18 protein-coding genes are annotated in these 26,271 nt (G+C 47.6%); 13 read left to right on the forward strand and 5 right to left on the reverse strand.

What is annotated here, in order from left to right:
- Window positions 1-42 precede the first annotated feature (42 nt).
- The gene (locus AAIG11_RS14080; protein WP_343186870.1) at window positions 43-186 is read right to left on the reverse strand and encodes a hypothetical protein; all 144 of its coding nucleotides are present in this window, start codon (window positions 184-186) and stop codon (window positions 43-45) included.
- Window positions 187-384: 198 nt separating this feature from the next.
- Here AAIG11_RS14080 and gltS point away from each other — a divergent pair, with 198 nt between their 5' ends.
- From gltS to AAIG11_RS14100, 4 genes are all read left to right on the forward strand, one after another.
- On the forward strand, window positions 385-1,623 hold the full coding sequence (gene gltS, locus AAIG11_RS14085) for a sodium/glutamate symporter (RefSeq protein ID WP_343186871.1): 1,239 nt from the start codon (window positions 385-387) through the stop codon (window positions 1,621-1,623).
- A gap of 17 nt (window positions 1,624-1,640) precedes the next feature.
- On the forward strand, window positions 1,641-2,540 hold the full coding sequence (gene ftcD, locus AAIG11_RS14090) for a glutamate formimidoyltransferase (RefSeq protein WP_343186872.1): 900 nt from the start codon (window positions 1,641-1,643) through the stop codon (window positions 2,538-2,540).
- An 18-nt stretch (window positions 2,541-2,558) separates the two neighbouring features.
- Window positions 2,559-3,122, forward strand: a complete 564-nt coding sequence (locus tag AAIG11_RS14095) for a cyclodeaminase/cyclohydrolase family protein (RefSeq protein ID WP_343186873.1) — start codon at window positions 2,559-2,561, stop codon at window positions 3,120-3,122.
- A gap of 67 nt (window positions 3,123-3,189) precedes the next feature.
- Window positions 3,190-3,765 carry a HutD family protein gene (locus AAIG11_RS14100; RefSeq protein WP_343186874.1) on the forward strand — a complete coding sequence of 192 codons (576 nt, stop codon included), beginning with the start codon at window positions 3,190-3,192 and terminating at the stop codon, window positions 3,763-3,765.
- Window positions 3,766-3,956: 191 nt separating this feature from the next.
- On the opposite strand, the gene AAIG11_RS14105 is transcribed toward AAIG11_RS14100, so the two are convergent.
- Window positions 3,957-6,737, reverse strand: a complete 2,781-nt coding sequence (locus tag AAIG11_RS14105; protein ID WP_343186875.1) for a bifunctional diguanylate cyclase/phosphodiesterase — start codon at window positions 6,735-6,737, stop codon at window positions 3,957-3,959.
- Between the two features lie 886 nt (window positions 6,738-7,623).
- On the opposite strand from AAIG11_RS14105, the gene AAIG11_RS14110 reads away from it, so the two are divergent.
- On the forward strand, window positions 7,624-8,658 hold the full coding sequence (locus tag AAIG11_RS14110; RefSeq protein WP_343186876.1) for a GGDEF domain-containing protein: 1,035 nt from the start codon (window positions 7,624-7,626) through the stop codon (window positions 8,656-8,658).
- A 77-nt stretch (window positions 8,659-8,735) separates the two neighbouring features.
- Here AAIG11_RS14110 and AAIG11_RS14115 read toward each other — a convergent pair whose 3' ends face one another.
- Genes AAIG11_RS14115 through AAIG11_RS14125 form a run of 3 tightly spaced genes read right to left on the reverse strand, consistent with a single transcriptional unit; the run spans window position 8,736 to window position 12,824 of the window.
- Window positions 8,736-10,466 carry an ABC transporter ATP-binding protein gene (locus AAIG11_RS14115; protein WP_343186877.1) on the reverse strand — a complete coding sequence of 577 codons (1,731 nt, stop codon included), beginning with the start codon at window positions 10,464-10,466 and terminating at the stop codon, window positions 8,736-8,738.
- Window positions 10,459-12,192, reverse strand: a complete 1,734-nt coding sequence (locus AAIG11_RS14120) for an ABC transporter ATP-binding protein (protein ID WP_343186878.1) — start codon at window positions 12,190-12,192, stop codon at window positions 10,459-10,461. The genes AAIG11_RS14115 and AAIG11_RS14120 overlap by 8 nt, the downstream gene beginning before the upstream one ends.
- On the reverse strand, window positions 12,189-12,824 hold the full coding sequence (locus tag AAIG11_RS14125; protein ID WP_343186879.1) for a TetR/AcrR family transcriptional regulator: 636 nt from the start codon (window positions 12,822-12,824) through the stop codon (window positions 12,189-12,191). Before AAIG11_RS14125 ends, AAIG11_RS14120 begins: the two co-directional genes overlap by 4 nt.
- Window positions 12,825-13,421: 597 nt before the next feature.
- On the opposite strand from AAIG11_RS14125, the gene AAIG11_RS14130 reads away from it, so the two are divergent.
- From AAIG11_RS14130 to AAIG11_RS14165, 8 genes are all read left to right on the forward strand, one after another.
- The gene (locus AAIG11_RS14130; RefSeq protein WP_343186880.1) at window positions 13,422-14,870 is read left to right on the forward strand and encodes an alanine/glycine:cation symporter family protein; all 1,449 of its coding nucleotides are present in this window, start codon (window positions 13,422-13,424) and stop codon (window positions 14,868-14,870) included.
- A gap of 149 nt (window positions 14,871-15,019) precedes the next feature.
- Window positions 15,020-16,636: an amidohydrolase gene (locus AAIG11_RS14135; RefSeq protein WP_343186881.1), complete on the forward strand. Its 1,617-nt coding sequence runs from the start codon at window positions 15,020-15,022 to the stop codon at window positions 16,634-16,636.
- Window positions 16,637-17,056: 420 nt separating this feature from the next.
- Window positions 17,057-18,433 (forward strand): sigma-54-dependent transcriptional regulator, encoded by a 1,377-nt coding sequence (locus tag AAIG11_RS14140; RefSeq protein WP_343186882.1) that lies wholly within the window; start codon window positions 17,057-17,059, stop codon window positions 18,431-18,433.
- 108 nt (window positions 18,434-18,541) lie between these two features.
- Entirely contained in the window at window positions 18,542-20,491 is a 1,950-nt protein-coding gene (locus tag AAIG11_RS14145; RefSeq protein WP_343186883.1) for an ATP-binding protein, read from the forward strand.
- A 235-nt stretch (window positions 20,492-20,726) separates the two neighbouring features.
- A complete protein-coding gene (locus AAIG11_RS14150; protein ID WP_343186884.1) occupies window positions 20,727-21,758 on the forward strand; it encodes a TRAP transporter substrate-binding protein in 1,032 nt (343 codons plus the stop codon).
- Between the two features lie 129 nt (window positions 21,759-21,887).
- On the forward strand, window positions 21,888-22,388 hold the full coding sequence (locus AAIG11_RS14155; protein ID WP_343186885.1) for a TRAP transporter small permease: 501 nt from the start codon (window positions 21,888-21,890) through the stop codon (window positions 22,386-22,388).
- The gene (locus tag AAIG11_RS14160; protein WP_343186886.1) at window positions 22,388-23,704 is read left to right on the forward strand and encodes a TRAP transporter large permease; all 1,317 of its coding nucleotides are present in this window, start codon (window positions 22,388-22,390) and stop codon (window positions 23,702-23,704) included. The genes AAIG11_RS14155 and AAIG11_RS14160 overlap by 1 nt, the downstream gene beginning before the upstream one ends.
- A gap of 552 nt (window positions 23,705-24,256) precedes the next feature.
- Window positions 24,257-26,254, forward strand: a complete 1,998-nt coding sequence (locus AAIG11_RS14165) for a methyl-accepting chemotaxis protein (protein WP_343186887.1) — start codon at window positions 24,257-24,259, stop codon at window positions 26,252-26,254.
- Window positions 26,255-26,271: the final 17 nt, after the last annotated feature.

Genomic DNA, 26,271 nt, shown 5'->3' on the forward strand with positions numbered 1-26,271 from the left:
ACGCGTGACCGGCAGCACAACCCTCCCCAGACGATCAAACCATCATTCAGCAACCCTGCAGATTTTGCACCGTGCAAATTTTGCAGGGTTGTTTTCTGCCTGAACCGCATTGCCATCTTTTCGCCGCGCCCCGCATGCCTTGCCATTGGGGCGTTGTTTGATGGGGTGATCCTTGGCATGAATCATGCAATAGATCACCTAAGAAGCGGCTGCCATAAAGAGGGAATGAAGGAATACGGGAGGGGGAAGAGAACAGGGAGGGGGAAGAGAACAGGTAGAAAGAACGTATTTGCCGGAAATTGCCGGGATGGGTGACCACAGAAAATGATGCTACCGGCGATGTTAGCAATGATGTTACCAATGATATTACTAAGGAGGATACCGATGAGCTTTGAACTAATTGATGGTCTTTCAATGATCAATGTGAATTCCACTGTTACGTTGGCGTTTGCCGCAATCTTATTACTTTTAGGGTATTATACAAAAGACAAAGTGAAGCTGCTGGACAAATATTGTATCCCTGCACCCGTTATCGGCGGCTTCATCTTCATGTTTGTCACCTGGGTTGGTCACCTGACAGGCTCTTTTGCCTTCACCTTTGACAACATGTTTCAAAACACCTTTATGCTGGCCTTCTTTACCACAGTGGGCCTTGGCGCCAGCTACAAACTGCTTGTAAAAGGCGGCAAGCTCCTGATTGTCTACTGGCTCATCGCCGGCGTGGTTTCCATCTTTCAAAACACCCTGGGCGTTACCCTTGCCAAAATCATTGGACTGGAAACCCCTTATGCTTTGCTGGCCAGTGCCATTTCCATGATCGGCGGCCACGGTGCAGCCCTTTCCTACGGAACCACTTTCGGTGAAATGGGCTATGAAGTGGCCCCCTTGGTGGGAGCAGCTGCCGCCACCTTTGGTCTGATTTCTGCCGTGCTTGTGGGCGGCCCCCTGGGAAGAAGATTGATTGAAAAGCACAATCTGAAACCCGATGAAGATGCAGCGTTCGATACCTCTGTCACTGATATTAACGTGGGTCTGGCTGAAAAACTCAGTTCCCTTGATGTCATTAAGAATGTGTCTGTCATCCTTATCAGCATGGCCCTGGGAACCATTGTTTCCGGCTGGATCAGCAACATCATCAACATGGGCTTTCCTTCCTATGTTGGCGCCATGTTTGTGGCGGTTATACTCCGAAACCTCAATGAAAAGCTTCACTTCTACCGATTTGACTTTGCCCTGGTTGATGAAATTGGCAATGTGATGCTGACCCTGTATCTCTCTTTAGCACTGATGACGCTGAAACTTTGGGAACTCTCCGGCCTGATTGGCGGGGTCTTCATTGTTGTCATGGCCCAGGTGTTATTGGTTTCACTGCTGGCGTACTTTGTCGTATTCAGAATCCTTGGCAAAAATTACGATGCTGCCGTGATGTGCGCCGGTTTATGTGGCCACGGTCTGGGAGCCACTCCCTCAGCCATTGTGAACATGACAGCCGTCAATGAAAAATACGGCATGAGCCGTAAAGCCATGATGATTGTTCCCATCGTCGGCGCCTTTTTAGTGGATGTGATTTACCAGCCCCAAACCATTTGGTTTATTAAAACCTTTGTGCAAAACCTAAAATAGAGGAGGCTTACGTACCAATGAAAAAGCTAATGGAATGTGTTCCCAATTTCAGTGAAGGCAGAGACCTGGCCCTGGTGGAGCAGATTATTGATGAGGTTCGAAAAATTGAAGGCATCACCATTTTAGACTATTCGTCTGACAAAGATCACAACCGCACCGTGCTCACCATGATCGGCTCACCGGAGCAAATCACGAAGGCGGCCATTGATTCCGCCAAAAAAGCCGCTGAACTGATTGACATGACCAAGCACGAGGGGGCTCATCCCCGCATGGGCGCCACCGATGTGATTCCCTTTACGCCGGTTTCCAACGTGACCATTGACGAGTGCATTCAGGTGGCCAAAGAAGTGGGTGCCGCATTGGGAAGCTGGGGAATTCCCGTCTACCTCTATGAAGATGCAGCTTCAAAGCCTGAGCGCACCAACCTGGCCCAGGTACGCAAGGGGCAGTATGAAGGTTTTTTTGAAAAAATCAGTGACGAAGCCTGGAAGCCTGATTTCGGCCCCCAGGAAATGAATGCCAAAAGCGGTTGCACTGCCGTTGGCGCTCGAGTACCACTGGTGGCCTTCAACATTAATCTGGATACCCCCGATGTGGAAATTGCCGATAAGATCGCCAAAAAGGTGCGGCACATTGGCGGCGGCCTGCGCTTTGTGAAGGGCATCGGTTTAAAGCTGGAGGAACGCAACCAGACACAAGTTTCCATGAACCTGGTGAATTTCGAGAAGTCATCCGTCTATCAGGCTTTTGAGATGGTGAGAATCGAAGCAAAAAGATACGGCGTCAATATCGTTGGCAGTGAAGTGATCGGCACCATTCCCATGAAGTCGCTTTTGGATGCCGCTGAGTATTATTTGCAGATTGAGAACTTCAATCTTGATCAGATATTGGAAAAAAGACTACTGGATGAAAAGTAGATCAGACGGAGGTATATCATGAACTATATTGATGTGTTGGATTTGATTTTGGACACCGACGACGTGACTGTGGGAGGCGGCAGTGCTTCTGCTTTGGCAGGCGCAACCGCCTGCGGACTTATTGGCATGGTCTGCAAGCTGTCCACTAAAAAAGATTACGGAGTTGCACCAGAGGCTCAATTGGCATATGCTGTTGAGTTGGAAGAGCTGCGGGAGCAGCTGCTTGCCGGCGTGGTCACCGATGCCAACGCTTACGGTGTTATCAGAGATGCTTATAAGCTGCCCAAGGAAACCGATGAAGAGAAGGCAGCTCGGGCCCAGGCCATTGCCCATGCAGGAATCGTTGGCGCAACCGCCCCCATGGAAAACGCCAGGCTTTGCCACCGAGTGTATCACATCGGTCTTGCACTGGTGAATCAGTCCAACCCCAACTGCCATTCCGACCTGATCATTGGCTGCGAGTTGGCTAAAATTGGCGCCAATGGCTGCGTGATGAACATTGAAGCGAATTTGTCTCTGGTAAAGGATCAAGAAAAAATCAACGCCTTTAACGCGGCCATTACCGAATTAAAAATCAGTTAACATGCGGTGATCCGCCGACAGCGGTCTCCCGAAATTCCAACTTGACTGAAGGGGAAGGTGCTTTCTCATGAAGGAAACCAGTGTTCATCGTGACGCATTCGTCACCACTCAGTGGGCTGGGGGCGAAACCACCCAGCTGGCCATCTATCCTGATAATGCCCTTTTTTCTGAAAGAGATTTTTTATGGCGGATTTCGTCGGCCACCTTCACCACCACCCAGTCTGCTTTCTCTGATTTCAGCGGTTACCAGCGGTACCTGCTGCCTCTGAGGGGAACCCTGCGGCTCTCACATGAAAGATTGTTTGCCCGGGAGCTGGCGGCCTATGAACCGGCGTACTTTGACGGCGCCTGGCCGACGGCTTCGGAGAATACCCCTGACTGCATCGACTACAATTTCATCGTAAAGAATGGCACCACAGCGTTGTTACAAGTGCTGCAGGAGGGAGATACGCACCTGGTTAAAACCGCTGCCATGGTCACCTGCTTTTCAGTTGACGATATGGTCATTCATCTGGAAAAGGCTGGTATTCAAAGGGAAGTCAGCGGATTTTCCCTGTATATGCTGGAAACGGAAGCCGGAGAAAGTGTGTCTGTTGCCAGGGCCAGCGCCCCGGTGATTCTCACCCAGTGTGCCCTGAAATAGCGGTCTCTCCCTTGATCAACCTTTTGAGAGGGGCCTTTCCTGTAATTGGAAGAACAAGAGCGCTGCTATCAAATCTTTGAGTTGATGCAGCGCTCCTTGTAATTGTATTGTAGATGTCAAATTCATACGTCATCGTTGCGGTACCCCCCACCGCCAAATTTTACTGTAAATACATTGCCGACCTGTTGCAGCTAAGTTGAAGAAACCGCTCCTAACAATTCATCGCATTTATCAGCGCTTAAAGGTCTGCTAAAATAATACCCCTGAATAGTATCACAATCGAAATCACAAAGAATATCATATTGTTCCTTTGATTCTACGCCTTCAGCTATAATTTTCAACTCCATCACTTGTTGTGCTATTTCAATAATTTGTTTAAGCAAATGCTTATCTTTAAAATTAAAGGCGATTTGGTCGATAAAGCATTTATCCACTTTCAAATAATCAATTGGCAATTTGTTTAAATAGTTGAAAGACGAATATCCAGTTCCAAAGTCATCAATTGCTATTTCAAAACCCATTTCTCTTAATATCTGCAAATCTGAAATTGTCTGATCCATCGCATTCATCATAACTGATTCTGTTATTTCAAAGCAAATTCCCCGGGGATTTATTCCATATTTTTTAGTAATGCGTTTGACAGCATCAAGAAACCCCTTTTGATTGAGCTGTACACTCGAAACATTAAGAGATATTTTTTCAACAACGTACCCCTTTGCTATCCATTCTACTTGCTTTTTAAAAACATATTCCAACGCCCACTCTCCTAATTCCAATATATCCCCAGTTTCCTCAGCTACATGTATAAAGTCACTTGGTGGAATAAAATGACCATTTTCTAGTTGAATTCTCATTAACGCCTCAAAACCTACGAGTTTTTTGCTCTTTGTTGCATACAAAGGTTGGAAATGCATTGATATCAGGCCATCCTGAACCGCTCTTTTCAAAATGCCTTCTATTTCTGCTTTCTTTACTATTTTTTCAGTCATTAGACTGTCAAAAAAAGAATAATTTGACTTGCCCAGAGACTTTGCATGGTACAATGCTGTATCAGCATTCTGAATCAACTCAGTTGCACTGTTCCCGTTTTCTGGGTATCTACTAATACCGATATAAGCAGAAATTTCAAAAGTTCTATTTTGAATAAGCATCGGAGTATGAATCATACTAAAAATATGGATAATTTCTTTAACAATAAAGTCTTCCTCTGGTTCATCCACAATCAAAACTGCAAACTCATCACCTGAAAGATGATAACAATCTGAATATTGACTGTGTAATCGATTGGCTAATTCTTTTAAAATTTGATCGCCAACATCATGCCCAAATAAATTATTTATTTGCTTAAGGTTATATATATCAATAATTAAAACCAAGAATTTTTTAAGTGACCCATTTGAATCCGATTTAATTGACTCAATTCGTTCTATAAACGCAAGTTTGTTTGGAACATTCGTAATTTGATTGGTGTATGCCAAACGCCATATTTTTTCTTCTGATTGTTTTTTTAATGTATTGTCAACGAGAGTTCCAGATATCTTGATAGTTTCCCCCTTTTCTTTTAGAATGCTCGCTTTAATTGTAAACCATTTTTTTTGGCCATTATCCATTTGATATTCAAAATCCATTATTAGTAACTCTATTTCATCTTTGAGCAACTGGTTGACCAGTTGGCTAATTCTTTTTTTATCTAAATCTGTTAAGATCTCTTCGAACACAATTTGATCAACTTCTTCTTTAAAAGATTTCTTTCCTGTTAGTTTAGTCCAATTTTCAGATGCAAAAAAATGATTTTTTGAGTAATCCCACTCCCAAATAATGTCTCTTGAATTATTAATGGCCAAGCTATACTTTTCCTGAATATCTTTCAATTCATTTTGACTTGTTTCTAATTTGTTCAACATAAAATTTAAATCCATTGACAACTGTCCTAATTCATTCGAACTTATATATGTTGATCGTGCTGATAAATCTCCATTTGTAGCACTTTTCATTACATCCGCTAACTGAGTTAACGGACGTGTTATCCCATAAGTAAAGCGAATCGCAACCGTAAAAGCAATTGTTAGCAGCACAAGACTTAAAACAACCATATACCCAAGCGATCTATATGCCGAAGCAGTAATGATGCCCATATCTTGTTCAATCACCAGTTTCCAATCTGTATTATTAATGCTTTTATAGGTGAAAAACATTTTCTGAGTGCCTTCACTAATTAACATAGAACCCTCAGATGTTTTCATCCCGTCAGAAAGAAAATATTCTCTTATACCATCGTTGCTTGGCAAGCTTCCTATAAGGTTCTTATCTGTATGAAAAACAATTTCACTCTTATTATTGATCAAATATGCATCACCAATGCCGGGATCAATCAGTTGTCTTAGTTGATCTGATTTGATTTTCATATCAATGATTTCGGCCATAACGCCAATGACTTCATCGGACTCAGTACGCTTAACAGGAGTTGCAATAAAAATAACACTTTCGTTGCGAATTCGATCTACAAGCAAATTGCTAATTGTGGTTATACCATTCATTGCATCTAAAAAATATTGTCGGTCTGACAAATCAATCCACAGACTCTCCGGAGCTGTGCTAGATAAAACCATGCCATACGGAGATAACACAAACAAATCTCTAATATACTGTTGATTTTCATTTACTTCATTAAAGAATGCATTCAATTGCACGTTGTCCATCCTGAAGTTTATGCTATCATTCTCTTCTAATAGATCGTATCGATAAAAAAGTTCTTGTACCAGTTCATTTTTTGACAAATAAACAACTTCCTGCTTTCGTTCAGCAAAGAATGACTCGTAGTTGGAAACTGTAATGTCTAGTACTTGCTTCATTCTCTCTTTATTTGAATTAATCAATTCATCCGAAATGTACAAATAATACAATGTCGTTAGAAAAAAAACAGGCAGTGATACAAGCAACAATACAATTATTGGCATTTTTTTTCTTATCATCTCATCGTCCTCCAAATGTTATATTGAAGCTTAGCGGAGACGCTTCAATATGGAACTCGATGTATCGAAATGTGCCACATTAGTACTTGGATTATCCGTATTAATGCTGTGCCAAATCTCAAATTCTAAAAACAACACTTGCCAATTTCTTAATCCTGTTTACCATGGGAAGAAGAGATCCTCAGCTTCTATGGCAAACATCGGGATATTGAAGTATTCTTATTATTATACTGTACACCAGGCTGGAAATGCAGGTCAGGTAAACCAAGGATCACAGAAATGTGTACACGCTGTTTCATCAGCTAAAAAGAAGAAAAGAAAGACCTTGTTTTATTGCAATCCCTGCTACGCAGTTAATGCGAAAGTCAAGATAATATTGTGAATATACCCTGTTAGTCAGCATCGCAACACTATTTCTCAGTCATTCTACAAGCCACAGTAATTGTTGTGTCAGATATTTCACCTTGGATGAACTTTATATCATTTATCAGCACAGCTGTAGCCATTTTTCATTCATTCCCTGAAAAGAAAATTTTTCAAACAATTTCATAATGACAAACCGATCTGTTTTGATAATCTTCTTAGCGAGAAATCTCCATTTCAAGAGCCTTGATACATTTTCAGGCTTTTTATAATAATAACCGGTTCTGTGATGGGAACCATAAAAAGCACTGCCTCAGTCCATAGGGATGAAGCAGTGCTTTTTTTGTGGCTTAGGATACAGTAACGCTAAGAAGCTGTGGATCATGTAATTGAAGCTGAAATGCAGCCAAAATCGGCTTTGCGCGGAATTTTTTATTGAACGTTTTTACATATTTTTGGTACGCTTCCCTAGGTCTGGGGTATTAACTAATAGCTGGACACTCATTCGGGAGGCGATGCAGCCATGGGGTTTCGATGGCACCACACACATAACAATCAGCTGGAGGAAATGAAAAACAGCATCGTTGCGGCGGTACTGGGCATTAGTGTACTGGTGTTCGCCGCAACAGTGATCATTAATCTGATGAATCATCGCCCCTGGGAAAATGTGGTGTTTCCCCTGGTGGCATCTGTCATCATGGGGGGGATTTACCGCCTCTACCGGCAAAACCGGTATCGCCGTTCCATCAAGACTTTTTTTCTGGCTTTTCTTTGCTTTCTCTATCTTCCCGTGGCCTGGCTTACTTCTCCCGGTTCATACAGCGCCATGTCTTTTTACGGCATGACCATTCTTTTTATCAGTATCATCGTGGCCAGCGAGTGGTGGGAGTACTTGTTCCCCCTGGGAACCGCCCTGATCACCGTTCTTCTTCTTGTCTATGAACCCACCCGGCCCCATCAGTACACCCTGTATGCCGACCCTTCCCTCCGGGCCATTGATCTATCCATCAATTATCTCATTGCCGCCGCCACTTTTTTTGTGGTGATCATGGTGATGAACCGGTCTTTCACCAGTGAGCACCAACGTATTTTTGATGCCTCCATTACCGACACGCTGACAGGACTCTACAACCGGCGTTACCTGTATCACTTACTGGGAACCCTTACTAGTGAAAATGTCGCTCCACACTCAGCCTTTACCCTGCTGATGATGGATCTGAATCATTTTAAAAAAATCAACGACACCTTCGGCCATTCAGAGGGAGATGTCGTCTTAAAGGCCTTTGGGGAGGTGCTGCGCCAGGCTTCCCGTAAAAGCGACATTGCCATTCGTTATGGTGGTGATGAGTTTATTTTGCTGCTCATGGGCACCGCCGATACCGACGCCGCTCAGGTGGAAGAACGGGTTGCCCAGCTTTTTCAGCCCATCTGTGACCAGTACCCTGCCATCGGTCTTTCTGTCAGTTTTGGCCGGGCGGGCAGCGAAGCGGGAACAGCCGATGAGATTATCAAGCTGGCGGATGACCTGCTTTATCAGCATAAAAGCAGCAGGTCGTAGAGGCCAATGGCATTGTCAATGTTATCTTTTCATGCCCGCCTGCCAGCTGGCATCCGTTCCGTACCATGTGATGCGCCTTAAGCAATCACCCATTCCTTCGCCTGAATCATGGAGCGGTACATATGCTCGTAGGTACCCTGCTGTTTCATCAACTCTTCGTGGGAACCCTTCTCCAAAATTTCTCCTTCATCAAAAACAATAATCTGCTCGGCGTCCTGTATGGTGTGAAGTCGATGGGCGATGACCACCACGGTTTTGTTGCTGGTGAGGGCCCGAATGGCCTGTTGTATTTCGTGCTCGTTGTCGGCATCCAGAGATGCCGTGGCTTCGTCCAGCAGAATAATGGGAGCATCTTTCAGCAAGGCTCGGGCAATGGAAACCCGCTGCTTTTCACCGCCGGAAAGGGTGCTTCCCCCTTCGTGAATCACCGTGTTGTAGCCATCAGGCAGGGCCTGTATGAAGGTGTGGCAGTGAGCCAGCCGGGCCGCCCGATACACATCTTCTTCGGTGGCCCGGGGATTGCCCATGCGAATGTTTTCGTAAATGGTGTCCCGAATCAGATACACATCCTGAAACACCATGCTGATTTGCCCCATGAGGCTGTCGGGAGCCACTTGGCGAATGTCGGTGCCGCCAATGGTGATGCGGCCTGCCCCTGGGTCCCAGAACCGGGCAATGAGATTCATCACGGTGGATTTTCCACTGCCGCTGGCACCCACCAGGGCTGTCATTTCATGGCGCCTGGCGGTGAAGGAGATATTTTTCAGCACTTCCTTGTCGTCCCCATAGGCGAAGGTAACACCCTGAAAATGAATGTCATGATGGGCCGGCTGAAAATCGTCAATGGTATAGGTCATGGGCTGGGCGTCCACCACCGCCAGCAGCTTGTCAATGGAAAGGGTGTAATACCGGGTTTCCACATACAGCTGGGAAAAGCCCTTGCCCACTGTGGTGAGGGCCAGGGAAACCACCACCAGCATCACCAGTCGCTGGGCGTCGATGGCTCCGGCGGCATGCTCCAGATAGCTGAGGTACAGCACCACCGGCAGCGACAGACCAATGAGAATTTGCATGGGGGCAATAAAAGGCACCCCGGCCAGCTCCACCCGAATGGATTCCCGCTTCAGTTCATCCACCGACCGGCGCATTTTGGGGAAGCGGCCTCCCAGCATATGGTAGGATTTGAACACTTCAATGCCGGCGGCATATTCGATGATGCGGGAAAGCATCTGCGCCCGAATGGTTTTGGCTTTTCGGCCTGCAGCCTTCACCCGTTTACCGGCAAAATAGCCCAGTGGAATGCAGGACAGCAGCAAAATTACCTGAATCAGCCCGATGCGGGGGTACAGGGACACCATCACCACAGAGAGGTACACGCTGAGAATGGCGTGCTTGGCAATGCCGGGAATCATGTGGGTGATCAGCTGTTCAAAATCTCTGAGATCGTTGGTCATGATGTTGGTGAGTTCGCCTATGTTGTTCTGGTTGAAGTAGCCCATGTGGAGGGTGCGCACCTTGTCACCCATGCGAATGCGCAGGTCGGCAATGATCTTGGCTCCTTCCACTTGAAGACCGGTGTAGCCTTTGTTCAACACCAGAAAACGAATCACACTGGCGACCACCATGATGAGGGTGTAGTTCCGCAGCTTTTCAAAGGTGACGGCATCTGTCACCAGGTCCAGCAGGGCGAAAAACAGCATGCTATACACAAAGGCATGGAACACGGCATCCAACAGCACCTGGTATACGTGGGTACGAAACTTTCGATAATGTTCAGGACTTGTCAATCGCTGTACTTTTTTAAGCACTGCGCACCCCTCCTTCTCCCCTGTGCCACAGGGCGTGGTATTTGCGTCGTTTGGCCAGCAGAAGCTCATGGGTGCCTGTTTCCATTACCCGGCCTTCTTCCAGCACCACAATTTGATCCACATTTTTAATGGTGTACAGGCGGTGGGCGATGATCACTGCCGTCCGGTTTTTCAGCAGTGTCTGCATGGCTTGCTGAATGCGGGCCTCGTTGTCGATGTCGGAGTATGAGGTGATTTCATCCAGCACCACAATGGGAGCGTCTTTCAAAAACACCCGGGCGATGGAGATTCGCTGTTTTTCACCACCGGAAAGCTTAATGCCGGTGCCTTCCCCCAGCACGGTGTCATACCCCTGCTCCAGCGACATGATGAAGTCGTGAATCTGGGCTTTGCGGGCGGCGGCTTCCACTTCTTCCCGGCTTTTTTCCATGCCCAGCTTGATGTTGTTGTAAATGGTGTCATTGAGCATGAACACATCCTGAAAAACAAAGGCGGTTTGATCCATCAGGGTTTTCACCGGAATCTTTTCAATGGGAATGCCATCAATGGTGATGGCGCCGGGAGGCGCATCGTAAAAACGTCCCAGCAGCAGTCCCAGGGTGGTTTTACCGGAGCCGGAGGGCCCCACCAGGGCCGCGGAGGAACCGGCGGGAATTTGCAGGTTGACCTGCTGCAGCACGTCTTCTTCCTGGTAGGCAAAGCTGAGATCGTTGATGACAATGTCCCCCTTCAGCTGGTGTACACCCCCCTGAAGCAGGTCTGCCTGGGGTTCTGTTTCCAGAATGCCTCTGATCTGATCTGCCCCTGCCAATAGCATGGACAGGTTCATTCCCAGCTCCAGCAGCTTTTTAAAGGACTGGAGAAACACAGATGACAGGAGGAGAAACATCACATACCCGGCACTGCTGAGGCTCCCTCTTAGGAAGAGAATGCCCCCGGCGGGAATGGTGAAAATCAGGCCGGAATCAATGAGAATCAGGCTGACGGTGTAATAGGACATGGTGTCGTAGGTGCAGTTGATCCAGAACTCCAGGTATTTTTTGGTGGTTTCGGTGTATTGGTGAAAAGATCTGGCAGTTAAGTTAAATGCCTTAAAGACGGCAATGCCCCGTATGTATTCCACAATGGTGCTGTGCAGCCTTCCCTGCAGGGTGGTGTACTGCCGCATCATTTCCGCTCGTCCCTGGTACATCCACGCTTGGGTTAAAAAGCTGAAGATGAGGGGCACCAGCAAAAACAGGGCCATGGGCCAGTGGAGGGAGATGAGGTAGACAATCACCACCAGGGGGGTCACCACCGCCTCTGCCAGGTCTGGCACCTGATGGGCAATGAAGAGCTCCAGTTTCTCCACGTCTTCGTCAATGGCTTTTTTGATGTGGCCGGTGCTGTGCTTGCGGAAAAACCCCAGGGGCAGCTTTCCCAGATGGTCCATGGCCTTCACCCTGATTTCGTGGAGAATGGAAAAGGCCGCCATATGGGAAAAGGCCAGGGATAGAATAAGAAAGACCATGTGGAACACTGCCGCCAGTGCAGTGAAAACCACCAGGCGACCCACTTGGCCATTGGCACCGCCCCCGGCCATGAGGGTTTCCAGTATTTTGTAAATGAGCATGAAGGGCACCAGATTCATCAGCGCTGTGAGCACGCTGAACACCACCGAGGCATACATTTTGTACTTCTGCCGGCCAGCGTGGGATAAGATAAAGGATAAGTTGGATGATTTCATAAGTCGCTCCTTTCATCACTTGCTGTGGTGACAGCTGATTCTAATCCAGAAAACAATACCTGCAGCTGCTGTCTAATAAGCTGACGCACCACCTCCCGGCGCTCAGAAAGCAGTTCTGGGTGGGGCAGCAGGTTTTGAAACAGGGTAAAGCCATTGATGGTGCGGCTGATAAAGCAAAGCTGCGGATATTCCCGGGGGTCCCCCTGAATCCCCAGCCGGTGGCACAGCCCCTTTAAAAAATAATCCTCCAGCTTGAGAAACACCGCTTCCATTTCCGGGTCATGTGCCATTTGCGCCATGAAGATGGCGAAGAGCTTTCGATCGGGAGTGGTGGTGCACATTTTTTCCACAATGGTATCCAGCATCAGCTCTTGTTGTTCCTCGGGGGTCACCTCCTTTTCAAAAATGCCTTGTTCGATATTGATGGCCAGGTAGGTTTCGTTATGGAACCAAAGAATGTCAAAAAGGATATCTTTGGTGCGGCTGTAATAGTGGTACATGCCCCCCTTCGAAAGACTGGTTCTGGCAATGATGTCTTCCATGGTGGCTTTTTCGTATCCTTTTTCCAGAAAAACCCCTTTGGCCGCCTGCCAGATTTCTTTTTTGCGTTCTTCACTGCTTTTTCGCGGCATTGAACCCCTCCTTTTCTGCTTTTGGCCTGCCAACGGGCGGTGCTTAAACCGACGCATGCGTCGGTTTAAGCTTAAATAAAAAGGCCTTTCGGCTGCTGGTTTGAGAATGAATCTCATGTTCATTCTATTTCCTCTTTTGATGGTTGTCAATCTTTTTTTCCTGCCCCTGATAGCAGCTACGAGTCTCCTTCGGCAGATTACTCTTCCAGCGATCCATCTCCCGTATTTTTTCAGTCTATTCAGTTATTTGGTTTTAATCGACACTCATGTTTCGTTTTAGGTCGTACTCGTCAGCTACTCTTCCACTTCTCTTTCATGATCTAATCTTGAATGCCACATTCTTTTTGGTGATTTTTAAAAATATGATTGAAAATTCGATATGATGCTTCTGATACTGTATCAACAGTGCTATACAGCTTTTTTTATGCCTGTGCTTGAATTGCACCCGATTCAAAATATTGTTGATTCTGCACACAATTTTTTCATTTCGGATAATTCCGGGAATATTTTCCACTCTTTACAACCATCTCTTTTGGGATTACTGTTGAAGTGTTAAGCTGTCAGAAGATTTTAACTCATTTAAAGGAGGCATCATCAATGGAATTCTTGGAAAAGTTGGTTGGGTGGTTGTGGGGCCTACCCCTCATCGTCACGATTCTCGGCACAGGGATTTATTTCACAGTGGCAACCGGTTTTTTTCAATTTCTCAAGTTTGGACACATCTGGCAGCAAACCTTCGGAAAGCTGTTGAAGCGACATGAAGGCGAAGGAACAGATGGACTTTTATCTCCTTTTGAAGCGGTATCCACCGCCATCGGCGGTTCAGTGGGCGTAGGGAACATAGGCGGCGTCGCCACTGCCATTGCTGTTGGAGGCCCTGGCGCTGTTTTTTGGATGTGGATCGCCGCACTGGTGGGCATGGTCATTAAAATGGCGGAAGTCACCCTGGCCGTTTACTACCGCTCCAAGGATGAAGTGGGCAACCCTTACGGCGGCCCCACTTTCTATATGGAAAAAGGCCTGGGTATTGAAAAACATTTCAAGGGCTGGCCTATTCTTGCCTTCATCTTCGGCGCCGGCATTTTTTCCACCTTTTTCATCACCATGCAAAACTACACCGTTTCTGAAGCCGTCGGAAACACCTTCGGCATTCCCCTGCTGGCGGTTTCAGTCGCCTACATTGCCCTGGTGTATCTGATCATCAGCGGCGGCATTCCCAGCCTGGGCAAGGTGGCAGGCCGGCTGGTGCCTTTCATGACAGTCTTTTATGTTCTCGCGGGCCTCTTTATCATCATTAAAGACATTGCCAACCTTCCTGGCGCTCTGGCTCAAATTGTCACCGGCGCCTTCACCGGTACCGCCGCCGTGGGCGGCTTTGCCGGGGCTGCCATGGCCAGGGCCATTCAGATGGGCATGGCCAGAAGCGTCTATTCCAATGAGGCCGGCTGGGGTACTTCTCCCATGATCCATTCCACCGCCCGCACCGACCACCCGGTTCGTCAGGGATTGTGGGGCGCCTTCGAGGTATTCGTAGATACCATCATTGTATGTACCATCACTTCGCTGGTAATCGTTATGACCGGTGCATGGACATCCGGCGCTTCCGGTGCCACCCTGACCCTTACAGCATTTGAGATGGAAATTGGCACCCTGGGCCGTTATCTCATTGCGGTTTCCGTCTTCCTGTTTGGTCTCACCACCACCACCGGCTGGTATGCTTACTACGAGATTCTGCTGCGCCACCTGTTCCGTAACAATGTGAGCGCCAAGGACAACATCCTGAAGATCTACCGCTGGACTTATCCGGTTCCCGGTATTATCATGGTGTTGTTGGCAGTTTACGGCGAGCTTCCCGGCGCCACCCTCTGGCTGTTTGCTGATTTAACCTCAGCCATTCCCACCTTTATCAACGTGCTGGTGATCCTCGTACTCAGCCCCACTTTCATTCATCTGGTGAAGGATTACCGGGGCCGACACCTGGGTGATGGTGATTTTGACCGCAACTTCCACGTTTTTTATGAAGATGACCCGGCCAAACGTTCTTAACACCATTCCATAAACATTCCATTCCGACGCTTTGATGCTGTCAAGGTGCATCATCAGAATGCTCTGACTCACCATTCGTATTGTCAATGCGGCCAGAAGGGTTCAACACGTCTGGCCGCTCTCATTTATTATTTACAGGAGGTGTTTTCATGGACTTGCTATTGATCAACGGACGCATTCATACCATGAACCCCCGGCAGCCACAGGTGGAAGCACTGGGGATTCGCGGGCAGCGCATCGCCGCCCTGGGCAGCACAGCAGCACTTCTGGCTGAAAAAACCAGCCAGACCCAGGTAATTGATCTGAAGGGTCAGGCAGTTTTTCCCGGTTTCAATGACAGCCACATGCACCTGCTCAGCTACGGCTATTCCCTCACCATGGCCAACCTTGCCGGCACCGATTCCCTGAACGCCCTGCTGAACCGGGTGCGGGATTTCATGGATCAGCAGGTGATTTCTCCCGGCACTTGGGTGCGGGGCCGGGGATGGAATCAGGATCATTTTTCCGACGAGAAGGTCTTTCCCACCCGTTACGACCTTGACCACATTTCTACCCAGCACCCCATTTGCCTCACCCGCACCTGCGGGCATGTGCTGGTGGTGAACTCCAAAGCCCTGGAAATTCTGGGCATCACCCGGGAAACGCCCCAGTTTTCAGGCGGCCACTTTGATGTGGATGCCAACGGAGAACCTCTGGGGATTTTTCGGGAAGACGCCATGCGGGTGGTGTACAATGCCATTCCCGCTCCCTCCATGGAAGAAATCAAGGCCATGCTTGTGACGGCCTCCAAAGCACTGAATGCCTGCGGCATCACCTCGGTGGGCAGTGATGACTTTGAAGCCCTTCCCCAAAGCGACTATGAAAAAGTGATTGCCGCTTACCAAGAACTGGCAGCCGACGGCCAGTGCACTCTTCGGGTGTATGAGCAGTGCCTGCTTTCCGAGAAAAGCCGACTGCAAGGTTTCATCGACAAGGGTTATGTCACCGGTTGGGGAGACGCTTATTTTAAAATAGGCCCGTTGAAACTGCTCATTGACGGCTCTCTGGGAGCGCGAACCGCAGCACTTCACCAGCCCTATAGCGACGACCCCGACAACCGGGGCATTACCACCGCCAGCCAGGAAACCCTGAATGAACTGGTGGCCATGGCCCATGATGCCGGCTTTCAGACAGCCATTCACGGCATCGGCGACCGGGGCATGTCAATGGCCTTCGAAGCCATCGAAAAAGCTCTCACGGAGAATCCCCGGGCCGACCACCGTCACGGCATTGTGCATGCCCAGATCACCAACGAAACCCTGCTGGATCAGTTTGTTTCTCTGAAGGCTTTGGCTTATATTCAACCGATTTTTCTGGATTATGACTGGACCATCGTGCGGGACCGGGTGGGAGAAGAACGGGAACAGACCTCCTACAACTGGAAGGAAATGGTGCGCCGGGGCATCCATGCGCCCTGCGGCTCCGACGCCCCCGTGGAAACCTTCAATGTGATACAGGGAATTTACGAAGCTGTCACACGAAAAGACCTGCAGGGAAACCCGGCAGGCGGATGGCTGCCCCAACAGGCGTTGACACCTCAAGAGGCTGTTTATGGCTATACCATGGAAGGGGCCTTCGCCACCTTCGAGGAGTCTGAAAAGGGCTCTTTGGAGGTGGGCAAACTGGCAGACATGGCAGTGGTTGACCAAGATCCCTTTGAAGTGGCCCCCGACGAAATCAAGGACATTCAGGTGGTCATGACCATTTTTGACGGCAGGGTATTGTAATGAAAAGGAGGCGCCCTTATGGGTACCTCCTGAAGTTGAAGACAAAGGGATTTAGCCAGGGTAGCTGACTCCAATCTTGTGTGTTTTTAGTCGAAAGTCTCGAAAACAGCGCCTGAACTCGCTGCGCTCAAACAGCAGGCGCTGGCGGTTTTCTCATCTTTTCGAAAAAACACTGACAAGATTTCCAAGGCTCCCCTTTACCAAATCCCTTGTCTTCATCATATTTTGTCTACAGTCTGAGGAGGCACCCCAACGGGTGCCTCCTTCTCTTATGCTGCCGCTTCAGCCCCTGTCAGTTCAACCGCCCACGGCTTTTCTTTGTTGGACAGATATGAAGCTATCGTGTATTCTAAGGTAGTGAGCCTGTCTCACAAGATTCAGCCAATACATCCCTACTTAAGGGCCGCAGGGAGTGATCCGATGAAAAATTTATACAAAATCCTCATCGTCGATGATGAAGTTGAATATCAGCATGTGCTGTCTCTGATTCTGTCGGATGTGGGCTATAAAACAGCCACCTGCTCCAACGGCCAGGACGCTTTGAATTACATGGAGGAACAGGCTGTTAATCTGGTGATCACCGATCTGAAAATGCCTGTCATGGACGGGATGACATTGATTCGCGAAATCAAAAAGAAACATCCTGCCGTTGATGTGATTGTGATGACCGCTTTTGGAAGCATTGAAAGCGCCGTTGATGCCATCAAATATGGGGCGGTTGATTATTATGTCAAGAGCGGCGACATGGATGATCTGGTGATAAAAGTGAACCGTTTGGCAAAACTCAACAGGCTGGAGTTCAAAAATACCGTTCTGCTGAAAAACCAGAACGATCAGTCTTTCTTTCTCGAGTCACTAAGCCCTCTTTACCTGCATCTTCTTGAACTCTGCCAGCGTGCTGCCGATACAGGGATCAGCATTCTCCTACTGGGTGAATCAGGTGTTGGCAAAGAGGTCATTGCCAACTATATTCACCGTTTAAGCAGCCGGCAGCATGAACCCTTTGTTCCCATTAATTGCCAGGTTTTTCCCGAAGGTGTTATCGATTCAGAACTTTTTGGTCATGAAAAGGGATCTTTTACCGGTGCCATTGATTGCAGGGCCGGGAAGTTTGAACAGGCTAATCTGGGAACCCTGTTTATGGATGAAATTGGTGATTTACCCCTCTCAACTCAGGGAAAACTTCTCAGGGCCATCGAAAGCAGAAAAATCCAGCGTTTGGGCAGTAACAAGTCCTTGTCACTGGATATACGCTTCATCTCAGCCACCAATAAACACCTGAATCAATTAATTGCCGAAGGCACTTTTCGAGAAGATCTGCTTCACCGCATCAATACCTTAACCCTCACCATTCCACCTTTGCGGGAACGAAAAGAAGATTTGCCCAGTCTGATCCAGTTTTTCATTCAAAAGATTGAACAGGAACAGAAAAAGAAAGTGTCTCATGTGGATCAAAATGTGATGGATTTTTTACTTTCATATGACTACCCCGGAAACATAAGGGAACTGAAGAACATCATTGAAAGAATGATTGCCCTCAGTAAAGACGGTCGCCTCACCTCCAGTGAAATCCTTCTCCCTGCCGGCAATAGCTGTGCTTCCCCTGTTCAGCAGGATGACATCTTGCACCCATTGAAAGAAGCCCGGGCATTTTTCGAGAAAAACTATATCCGAAAGGCACTTGAACGTCATGGGGGAAATGTGGCCAAAACATCCAAAACTCTTGATATCAGCACTCGTCAGCTATGGAACAAACTGAACCAGTACCACCTCCACGAAAACACCCGGGACAAATAGCTCCCATCAAGCCTCGTCTGCCATTCGGCAGCCTTCATGAAGTTTGGAGCTTTTGGGTCACTAATCATTGTCCGGGGTATATCCTGCCCCAGAGAAAAGGAGGATCTGATGAAGCACTTAAAGCGCTTGGTCATCCTTATGCTGTTAATCCTGTTGTTTTTGATCCTTCGAACCATCGATTTGCACTTTCGTTATAATATGAACCTGAGGGATTACTACACCATTCAACACAGTGCCATCCCAAGGGATGCCTGGCCCGGCGAAAGACCTCTCATTGTGGGCATCAGCAATCATCCACCCCTTGCCTATCTTAATGAAAATAATAACACCAGCACTGGCATTGGTGTGGATTATCTTTCTCAGCTGGCTATTGAAATGGGAACCCCCCTTCATCTGAAAATTTTATCAGCAGACCATTTGGAGCAAGCCCTTCATGATCAGGAAGTGGACATGGTCTTCATCGAAAGAAAACCTGTTTCAGAGAAGCTGATAGCTTACAGCCAGCCCCTCTGCGTGCTTCATGGAAGAGTGTTGGTGACGCGTCGCTCACAGATTCAACAACTGGACCAGCTCTGTGACGCGTTGCTGGTAACACTGGAAAAGGACCATATTAAAGCACCCTTTTCATTCCTGCTGGAAAGTTGTCATGCGCCGCCGCCAATGGAAGTGGAGAATCTTTATCAGGCATTTGCATTGCTTCGAAACAGTCAGGCCGTCGGACTCATTGGAAATGACATGGAAATTGCCCATTTCCTTCACGTTACCAACAGAGGTTCGGCGTATACTTTTCTGGATCAACACCTTTACGAAAAGGAAATCTGCATTGGGGTGCTTCCCGGCAATGAAGCTCTTCTGATGGCCGTTGACAAAGGCATTCTGGAGATGAAGAAAAAAGACCTGATCTCCCTGACTCAGCAAAAGTGGCTGGGTGATTTTAAGAGCAGCCGGTTTGATAAAAAGCAGATTGAAAGAGCCTACCAAGTCATCATTGGAGCCACCATTCTCATTGCTTTCTTTTCAATCTGGAACTACACCATTTCTCAGAAAGTCAGCTCACGCACCCGGGAGTTAAGCCAAAGTAAATCAGAGTTGCGCCTCATCATCGACTCTCTGCAACGGGGAATTATGCTGATTGATGCCAACGATCTCATTGTGGAATGCAATGACGCCATCACTGAACTGATTAACACCAGTAAAGAAAACCTCCTGGGCCATTCTTACCTTCAAGTGCCTTCGTTGCGCCTTTTTCTTCAAAAGTCCCAGCAACAGCATGTTTTCCAGCTTGGAAAAAAGCACTTTACCATGACCAGTCAATTGCTTCCAAATAAGCGGAAGCTGATAATTCTGGAAGACTATACCGAAAAGTTCGTTTCCGAGAGAAGGGCACGCCAGGAATCCAAAATGATTGCCATCGGCCAGCTATCAGCCGGCCTGGCCCACGAAATCCGAAATCCGCTGGGGCTGATCAAGAGCTATGTGTATGTGCTTGAAAAACAGAGCGCCGCCTCTGTCAAGAATCATGCCCTGTCCGTGATCAATGATTCTGTCACTCGCATTAATACACTGATTCAAAATCTGTTGCGGTTTTCCAGGCTGTCCAGTGATGATAAGCGCCCCGTCAATATTCAGGGGCTTGTCGATATGATTCTTGCCCTTGAAGAGAACAGGCTTGCCGAGAAAAATGTTGACGTCACCCTGGAACTGCCGCCACCTTCTGCTCCCGTCATCATGAATGAAGATGTGCTGAAACTCATTTTTCATAATTTGCTCAGTAACAGCACTGATGCGTTTATTGATTCGCAACAGCAAAACCAGATTCACATCCATGCCGTACTGCAGGGGGGCAACCTGGTGATCAAGTTCAGAGATAATGGTCAGGGCATCGATGCTTCCTGCCTGGAATCTGTCTTTAACCCTTTTTTTTCCACCAAAGAGAGCGGCACTGGGCTGGGATTATATATTCTAAGTACCGAAATCTCCAAATGCGAAGGCAGCATTTCAGTGGACAGCTCTCCTGACGCAGGAACTGAGTTCACCATTATTCTTCCTGTTGATTAGAATGCCACTAATGAACTCAGCCCGCTGAGTGAAATTTATTTCACAGCAAAGCACCAAAACCGCGAACTAAAATGCACGCTTTTGGTGCTTTTTTGCGTTCTTTTCTCATCCGAATCTGGACCTCCGTCATTTCAACCCTTTCAAGAACCGAAGAGCTTGGCATGGTTATTGCTATTAATATAGCTGGCTGGAGCTGTTGCTTCGCCAAAATACATCATGTGGAAGGAATGGTATTGTGAAAAAAGCAACATTAGCCTTACTTTTAATCCTGGTACTTCTGGCAGGTTCACTGGCAGGATGCGGCACCAGCTCGACAGACTCATCAGCAGGCAGTTCCGATGATGGTCCCATCAAAATCAACATTGGCCACACTGATTCTTCTCAACGCTCCACTCACTTATGGAGTGAAGCCCTGGCTGAGTATCTGGAAGAAAATGCTCCCGGGCGTTTTGAGGTAGTTGTATTTCCCGACGGACAGCTTGGCGATACACCTGACCTGGTTTCAGGCATCAAAACCGGAAATGTCACCATGATGTTTGACCTGTCATCCGTGATCACTTCTGCCTCTGGTCCAGCGTCAACCAGTATCGATCTGCCTTACCTCTACCCTTCATTTGATGCTTGGGAAAAAGGCATGTTTGAAAACGGCGGCTTGGAATTGTTCAATGAAACCATTGCCGATGCTGGTTACTACTGCATTGATATGTACTATAACGGCATGCGCCAGGTGATCAGCCGGGACAAAATCTATGATTCTTCTGATGCCTTGAGCGGCCAACGTGTACGCATTGCACAAAACGATCTTAATATCGAAATCTGGCGTGCCATGGGTGCCAATCCCACCCCCATGGCCTGGGGAGAAGTTGTCACCTCTCTTTCTCAGGGCCAAATCAATGCACTGGATCATTCTCTGGGTGTTTTCAATGACTTTAACCTCCATGAAATTGCTCCTTATGTTACCTTAACCAATCATGCCAGTTCTCCCTTCCCCATCATTTGCTCAAAAGAGTGGATCGAAGCCCTTGATCCTGCTGACAGAGAAGTGTTGGAAGCAGGGGTGAAAATGGTGGCCGCTGAACAGCGCGCGGAAGAGTATGCCAAAGAACAGACCTACATTGATCGCTTTGTTGCAGAAGGTGCCACCGTGTACGAGTTGACTTCTGAGGAAATCGCCGCTTTCGAAGCATCTGTTCAACCCGTTTACGACTATCAAAGAGGCATTGTCGGCGACGAAATGGTGCAGCGGTGGTTAGATACCAGACCTTAATCAAATTTTAGCAGTCAGCGATGAGAGGGTGCTACAGTGTCCTCTCATCACTGACTTCAAAGAGTATTTCCCTTGCAAGTAATCGATTGAGAGGAGGTCATTACTTCTGTCAGAGAAGTAATGAATGCCATGATCAAACACGGAATTCGAAAGTTGGAAAAAATGGAGGATATTGTTCTAATGCTTATGTTTGCAGTGATGGTAGGGGTTATTTTCATGCAGATCATCATGCGCTATGTGTTCAACAACTCTTTATCATGGTCTGAAGAACTGGGAAAATTTCTTTTTGTCTGGCTATCCTGGCTGGGAATCAGCATTGGTCATCGGCGCAGAGAGCATATTCGGATCACCCTGCTGGTGGACCGGCTGCCTCTTCAGTGGAATAAAATAGCAGAAGCCGTTTCCGAACTCATTCTTGTCATCATCTGCGGAATTACTCTCTTCTACAGCATTAAAATGATGCAGCTGCAAGTCAACATCCCCTACGCAGGTATCAAAATCAGCACTGCCTGGGGGTACTTATCCGTCGCTTTAGGTTGTTTCTTTATGATGCTTCGCGCTGCCTTCTATCTATACGAAGCCCTTATGGTGATCTTCAAGGGTCGACTTCATGCAAAGGAGGGGCTGTAGTGGCTGTACCCATTCTTTTTGCTGCCTTATTTGTCTTTTTGATGATTGGTGTTCCTGTGGGATTTGCCATCGGCGGCGCCACCATGCTTTCAATGGCAATGGCTTCAAATCTTAAAATGATCATTAATGCACAGTACTGCTACAGTGGCATCTTCTCCTTCACCGTCATGGCCATCCCCTTCTTTATGCTTGCGGGCATTATCATGTCCACCGGGGGCATTGCCAGAAGAATTGTGAATTTCGCATCAGCTCTTATCAGTTTTGTCAACGGTGCCATCGGGTGTGTCACCATTATTGCCTGCATGTTTTTTGGCGCCCTCTCTGGTTCTGGCATGGCAACCACTTCTGCCATTGGCGGCATGATGATTCCTGAAATGAAAAAGCGGGGATATGATCCCGCTTATGCTGCAACCATCGTTTGCTTTGGCGGAATCGTCGGCCCCATCATTCCTCCCAGCTTATCTTTTGTACTATATGGGGCGGCAACAGGAGTCTCCATCTCCCGCCTTTTTCTGGCTGGAATCATTCCAGGTATTATCATGGGACTGCTGTTTTTAGTTGCTAATATCGTTATTTGCACCATGAAAGGTGTCGACCTGAAACACAACAGTCACAATGATTCAGATGAAAAAGTGCCTTTGCGGGAAGCCATGGCTTATCGCTTTTCTGAAATTCTGAAAAGCATCAAAGATGGATTTTGGGCACTCTTATCACCGGTCATTATTCTTGGCGGCATCTACTCAGGTGTTTTTACGCCCACCGAAGCAGCCTGTGTTTCTGTGGTCTACTCCATCATTATCAGCATGTTTGTCTATCAAGACCTTGACTTTGCCGGACTGAAGCAGGTGTTCCTTGATACTGCGGTTCTCAATGGCATCACTTCATTCTTATTGGGCTTTTCGACGGTCTTTTCCACCTTTATGACCTATGAACGGGTTCCTCAAATGATTACACAGTTTCTAACAACCGTTTCTGACAACCCCGCTGTTGTGCTCATTTTTATTAACCTGATTCTGCTGTGTGTGGGATTGTTTCTGGACACTGTCCCCGCCATCATCGTGATGGCTCCCATGCTGATGCCCACTGTAAATGCCCTGGGAATCAACCCCATTCATTTTGGCGTGGTCATGGCGGTTAATCTGGCCCTGGGATTATGCACACCGCCTTATGGTTGTAATCTGTTTGTCGGCGCTGCTGTTGCTAAAGTAAAAATGGAAGATATGTTTCCCTATATTTTACCACTCTTCATGGTGGGGCTTGTTGGGCTGGCGCTCATATCCTTCGTGCCCTGGTTCTCTTTGGTCTTCATCAACTGAATGAACCAGGCTTTTGATTCTCTGCTGCCAAAAATCTCCCCGGAGAACCCGTGTGCACCTGTGCGGGTTCTCTTTTTGTGCGGGTTCTTTGTCATGTAAGTGCCCGTTCTTATTTTTCAGTAACACTTCCGCTTTCCTCGACAACTCATGGCCTTCCTTTTGCAATGCCAGAATTTTGAACCCTCATGCTCAACCGCTGTCAACTCGAGACTAATTATCAATCTCATCCATGACATTTCGTGAGCTTTTGTCATATTATGTGAAGTTTTGGGTATTATCACTGATAACACGCACTATTCCTCCATAAGTATCCGAAGAACATGGCCTGCAGTCACAGATGGATGCCTTACCCTTCTGTGATCCAGTGGTGTAACAGGCAGCTTTTTTACGTCCAGTCCGCTGCCTTTCTTTAGCATCTCTATGACTCTCTCCCACATAGGCTTTTCCTGTTTCCAATACTCTTCTGAAAGGAGTCGATAGCCCTCTTCTGATTCAAAGAATCACGTTCTTGCCAGCGTGGTTCCCGCCTTAGTCAAGTGAAGGAGGTATTTTATGTCGATTAAACAAAAAATTCCCTTGATCGTCATTGGTATTCTGTTGGCAAGTTTTCTAACCCTAGGGTTACTGACCGCTTCTCTGGTTCGCACCATGGTGACTGAAAGACAGTTTTCCAGCACTGAAGGTCTGGCTTCCTCCATCACCATTGACATCAATGATTTTATTGCTCAGCAGATGGTGTTCATGGATGAAACTGCTCAAACAGCACTCATCCTTGAACAGAACGACCTTAATTTGCTTCCATACATGGAACAACAGACCAACCGCAATCCCCATATGAAGACGGTCTATTTTGGCTATGATAATAAATCTGCCTTTCTCTCCGGTGACGGATGGGTACCCGACGCAACCTGGGACTGGACCGGTCGTCCCTGGTACATTGCTGCCACCCAAACTGAGGAAACCATCTTCACCTCACCCTATATCGATGCTCAAACAGGCGATATGGTCATCAGCGCCGCCAGGGCGGTTCGCACGCCTCAAGGCAGCCTGTTGGGTGTCGTCGGCTCTGACATCACCATTAATACCGTCACCGATATTATTCAGGAAGCCAACACTTCTGATTTTATGACAGTCTTTCTGTCAGAAAGCAACGGTCAGCTGGTGGCCCACCCCGATGCCACTCTCATCACCGAAGACCATGTGGCCAATGTCTCTGACATCTATGGCGGTGAGCTGAATGAAATCATCAGCAGTGATGCCCAATTAACTTTCGTTGAAGAAGACGGTGACCGCCGCTTTGTCATCGCCAACCCAATCAACCACATTGACTGGCAGGTGGTCACCACCGTCAGTCAGTCCATCATAGGCCAGGCAGTTACCCGCGCTTTGACCTCCCTCGTCATGGTGTTGGTTGTCATTTTTCTGGTTGCCGCCATCATCGCTTTCTTCCTCGGCAAATCCATCGCCACTCCCGTCGTGGCTTTGTCAGACACGATTCAGCGATTATCGCAGTATGACCTGACCACCCAGGAGAGTGATCTTGCCAGTCGATATGTGAATCGAAAAGATGAAATTGGCATTATTTCCCGGTCGCTTTCAACAATGCAAGAGAACTTTATACGCTTAATCCGGAGCATTTCCGACAGTTCTCAACAGGTTGCCGCTTCATCGGAAGAGTTGACTGCCACCACAGAACAGTCTGCCACCGCCGCCATGGAAGTGGCCAAAACCATTGAAGAAATTGCCCGGGGTGCCTCTGACCAGGCACAGGACACAGAATCCGGCGTCAATCTTATTACTGATTTGGGTAAGATCATTGAACAGGATCAGCAGCATATGAATTCGCTGAATGATTCAACCAATCATGTGGTCATTCTCAAAGAAGAAGGCCTTGAAAACCTGAATCTTGTGGTAACAAAATCACGTCAAAATCAGGAAGCCTCAAAGGAAGTAACGGAGATTGTCAAAACCACCAACGAAAGCGCCCATCAAATTCAGTCTGCCAGTGCCATGATCAAAAGCATCGCTGAGCAAACCAACCTGCTGGCCCTGAATGCTGCCATAGAGTCTGCCCGGGCAGGGGAAGCAGGCAGAGGCTTTGCCGTCGTGGCAGACGAAATTCGCAAGCTGGCAGAGCAGTCCAGCGCATTCACCAAAGAAATTGACACCATCATCAACGTCCTCACCGACAAAACTGCCCACGCCGTCACCACCATGCAAGAGGTGGAATCCATGGCAAATGAGCAGAATGACAGTGTTCGAAAAACCCACGAGAAGTTCCTTGGCATTAGTGATGCCATCGCTCATATGCAGCAAGTCATTGGCGATCTCAACAACGCCAGTCATCAGATGGCCGACAAGAAAGATGAGATCATTGCCGTCATGGAAAACCTGTCGGCAATTTCTGAAGAGAATGCTGCAGGAACCCAGGAAGCTTCGGCATCCGTTGAAGAACAGACTGCTGCCATGGACGATATTTCACGGGCCAGCGAAACCCTGGCTGAACTTGCTGAAGAAATGCAGCATCATATCAAACAGTTCAGGTTATAGGCAATCCGTAAACCTTC

This window comes from Anoxynatronum sibiricum, from assembly GCF_039414295.1.
Lineage (GTDB): Bacteria > Bacillota > Clostridia > Peptostreptococcales > Tindalliaceae > Anoxynatronum > Anoxynatronum sibiricum.

Bases quoted from the DNA above. Each gene is read 5' to 3' on its own strand.
- AAIG11_RS14080 (WP_343186870.1), bottom strand. From the start codon at position 186: ATGATTCATGCCAAGGATCACCCCATCAAACAACGCCCCAATGGCAAG.
- gltS (WP_343186871.1), top strand. From the start codon at position 385: ATGAGCTTTGAACTAATTGATGGTCTTTCAATGATCAATGTGAATTCC.
- ftcD (WP_343186872.1), top strand. From the start codon at position 1,641: ATGAAAAAGCTAATGGAATGTGTTCCCAATTTCAGTGAAGGCAGAGAC.
- AAIG11_RS14095 (WP_343186873.1), top strand. From the start codon at position 2,559: ATGAACTATATTGATGTGTTGGATTTGATTTTGGACACCGACGACGTG.
- AAIG11_RS14100 (WP_343186874.1), top strand. From the start codon at position 3,190: ATGAAGGAAACCAGTGTTCATCGTGACGCATTCGTCACCACTCAGTGG.
- AAIG11_RS14105 (WP_343186875.1), bottom strand. From the start codon at position 6,737: ATGATAAGAAAAAAAATGCCAATAATTGTATTGTTGCTTGTATCACTG.
- AAIG11_RS14110 (WP_343186876.1), top strand. From the start codon at position 7,624: ATGGGGTTTCGATGGCACCACACACATAACAATCAGCTGGAGGAAATG.
- AAIG11_RS14120 (WP_343186878.1), bottom strand. From the start codon at position 12,192: ATGAAATCATCCAACTTATCCTTTATCTTATCCCACGCTGGCCGGCAG.
- AAIG11_RS14125 (WP_343186879.1), bottom strand. From the start codon at position 12,824: ATGCCGCGAAAAAGCAGTGAAGAACGCAAAAAAGAAATCTGGCAGGCG.
- AAIG11_RS14130 (WP_343186880.1), top strand. From the start codon at position 13,422: ATGGAATTCTTGGAAAAGTTGGTTGGGTGGTTGTGGGGCCTACCCCTC.
- AAIG11_RS14135 (WP_343186881.1), top strand. From the start codon at position 15,020: ATGGACTTGCTATTGATCAACGGACGCATTCATACCATGAACCCCCGG.
- AAIG11_RS14140 (WP_343186882.1), top strand. From the start codon at position 17,057: ATGAAAAATTTATACAAAATCCTCATCGTCGATGATGAAGTTGAATAT.
- AAIG11_RS14145 (WP_343186883.1), top strand. From the start codon at position 18,542: ATGAAGCACTTAAAGCGCTTGGTCATCCTTATGCTGTTAATCCTGTTG.
- AAIG11_RS14155 (WP_343186885.1), top strand. From the start codon at position 21,888: ATGATCAAACACGGAATTCGAAAGTTGGAAAAAATGGAGGATATTGTT.
- AAIG11_RS14165 (WP_343186887.1), top strand. From the start codon at position 24,257: ATGTCGATTAAACAAAAAATTCCCTTGATCGTCATTGGTATTCTGTTG.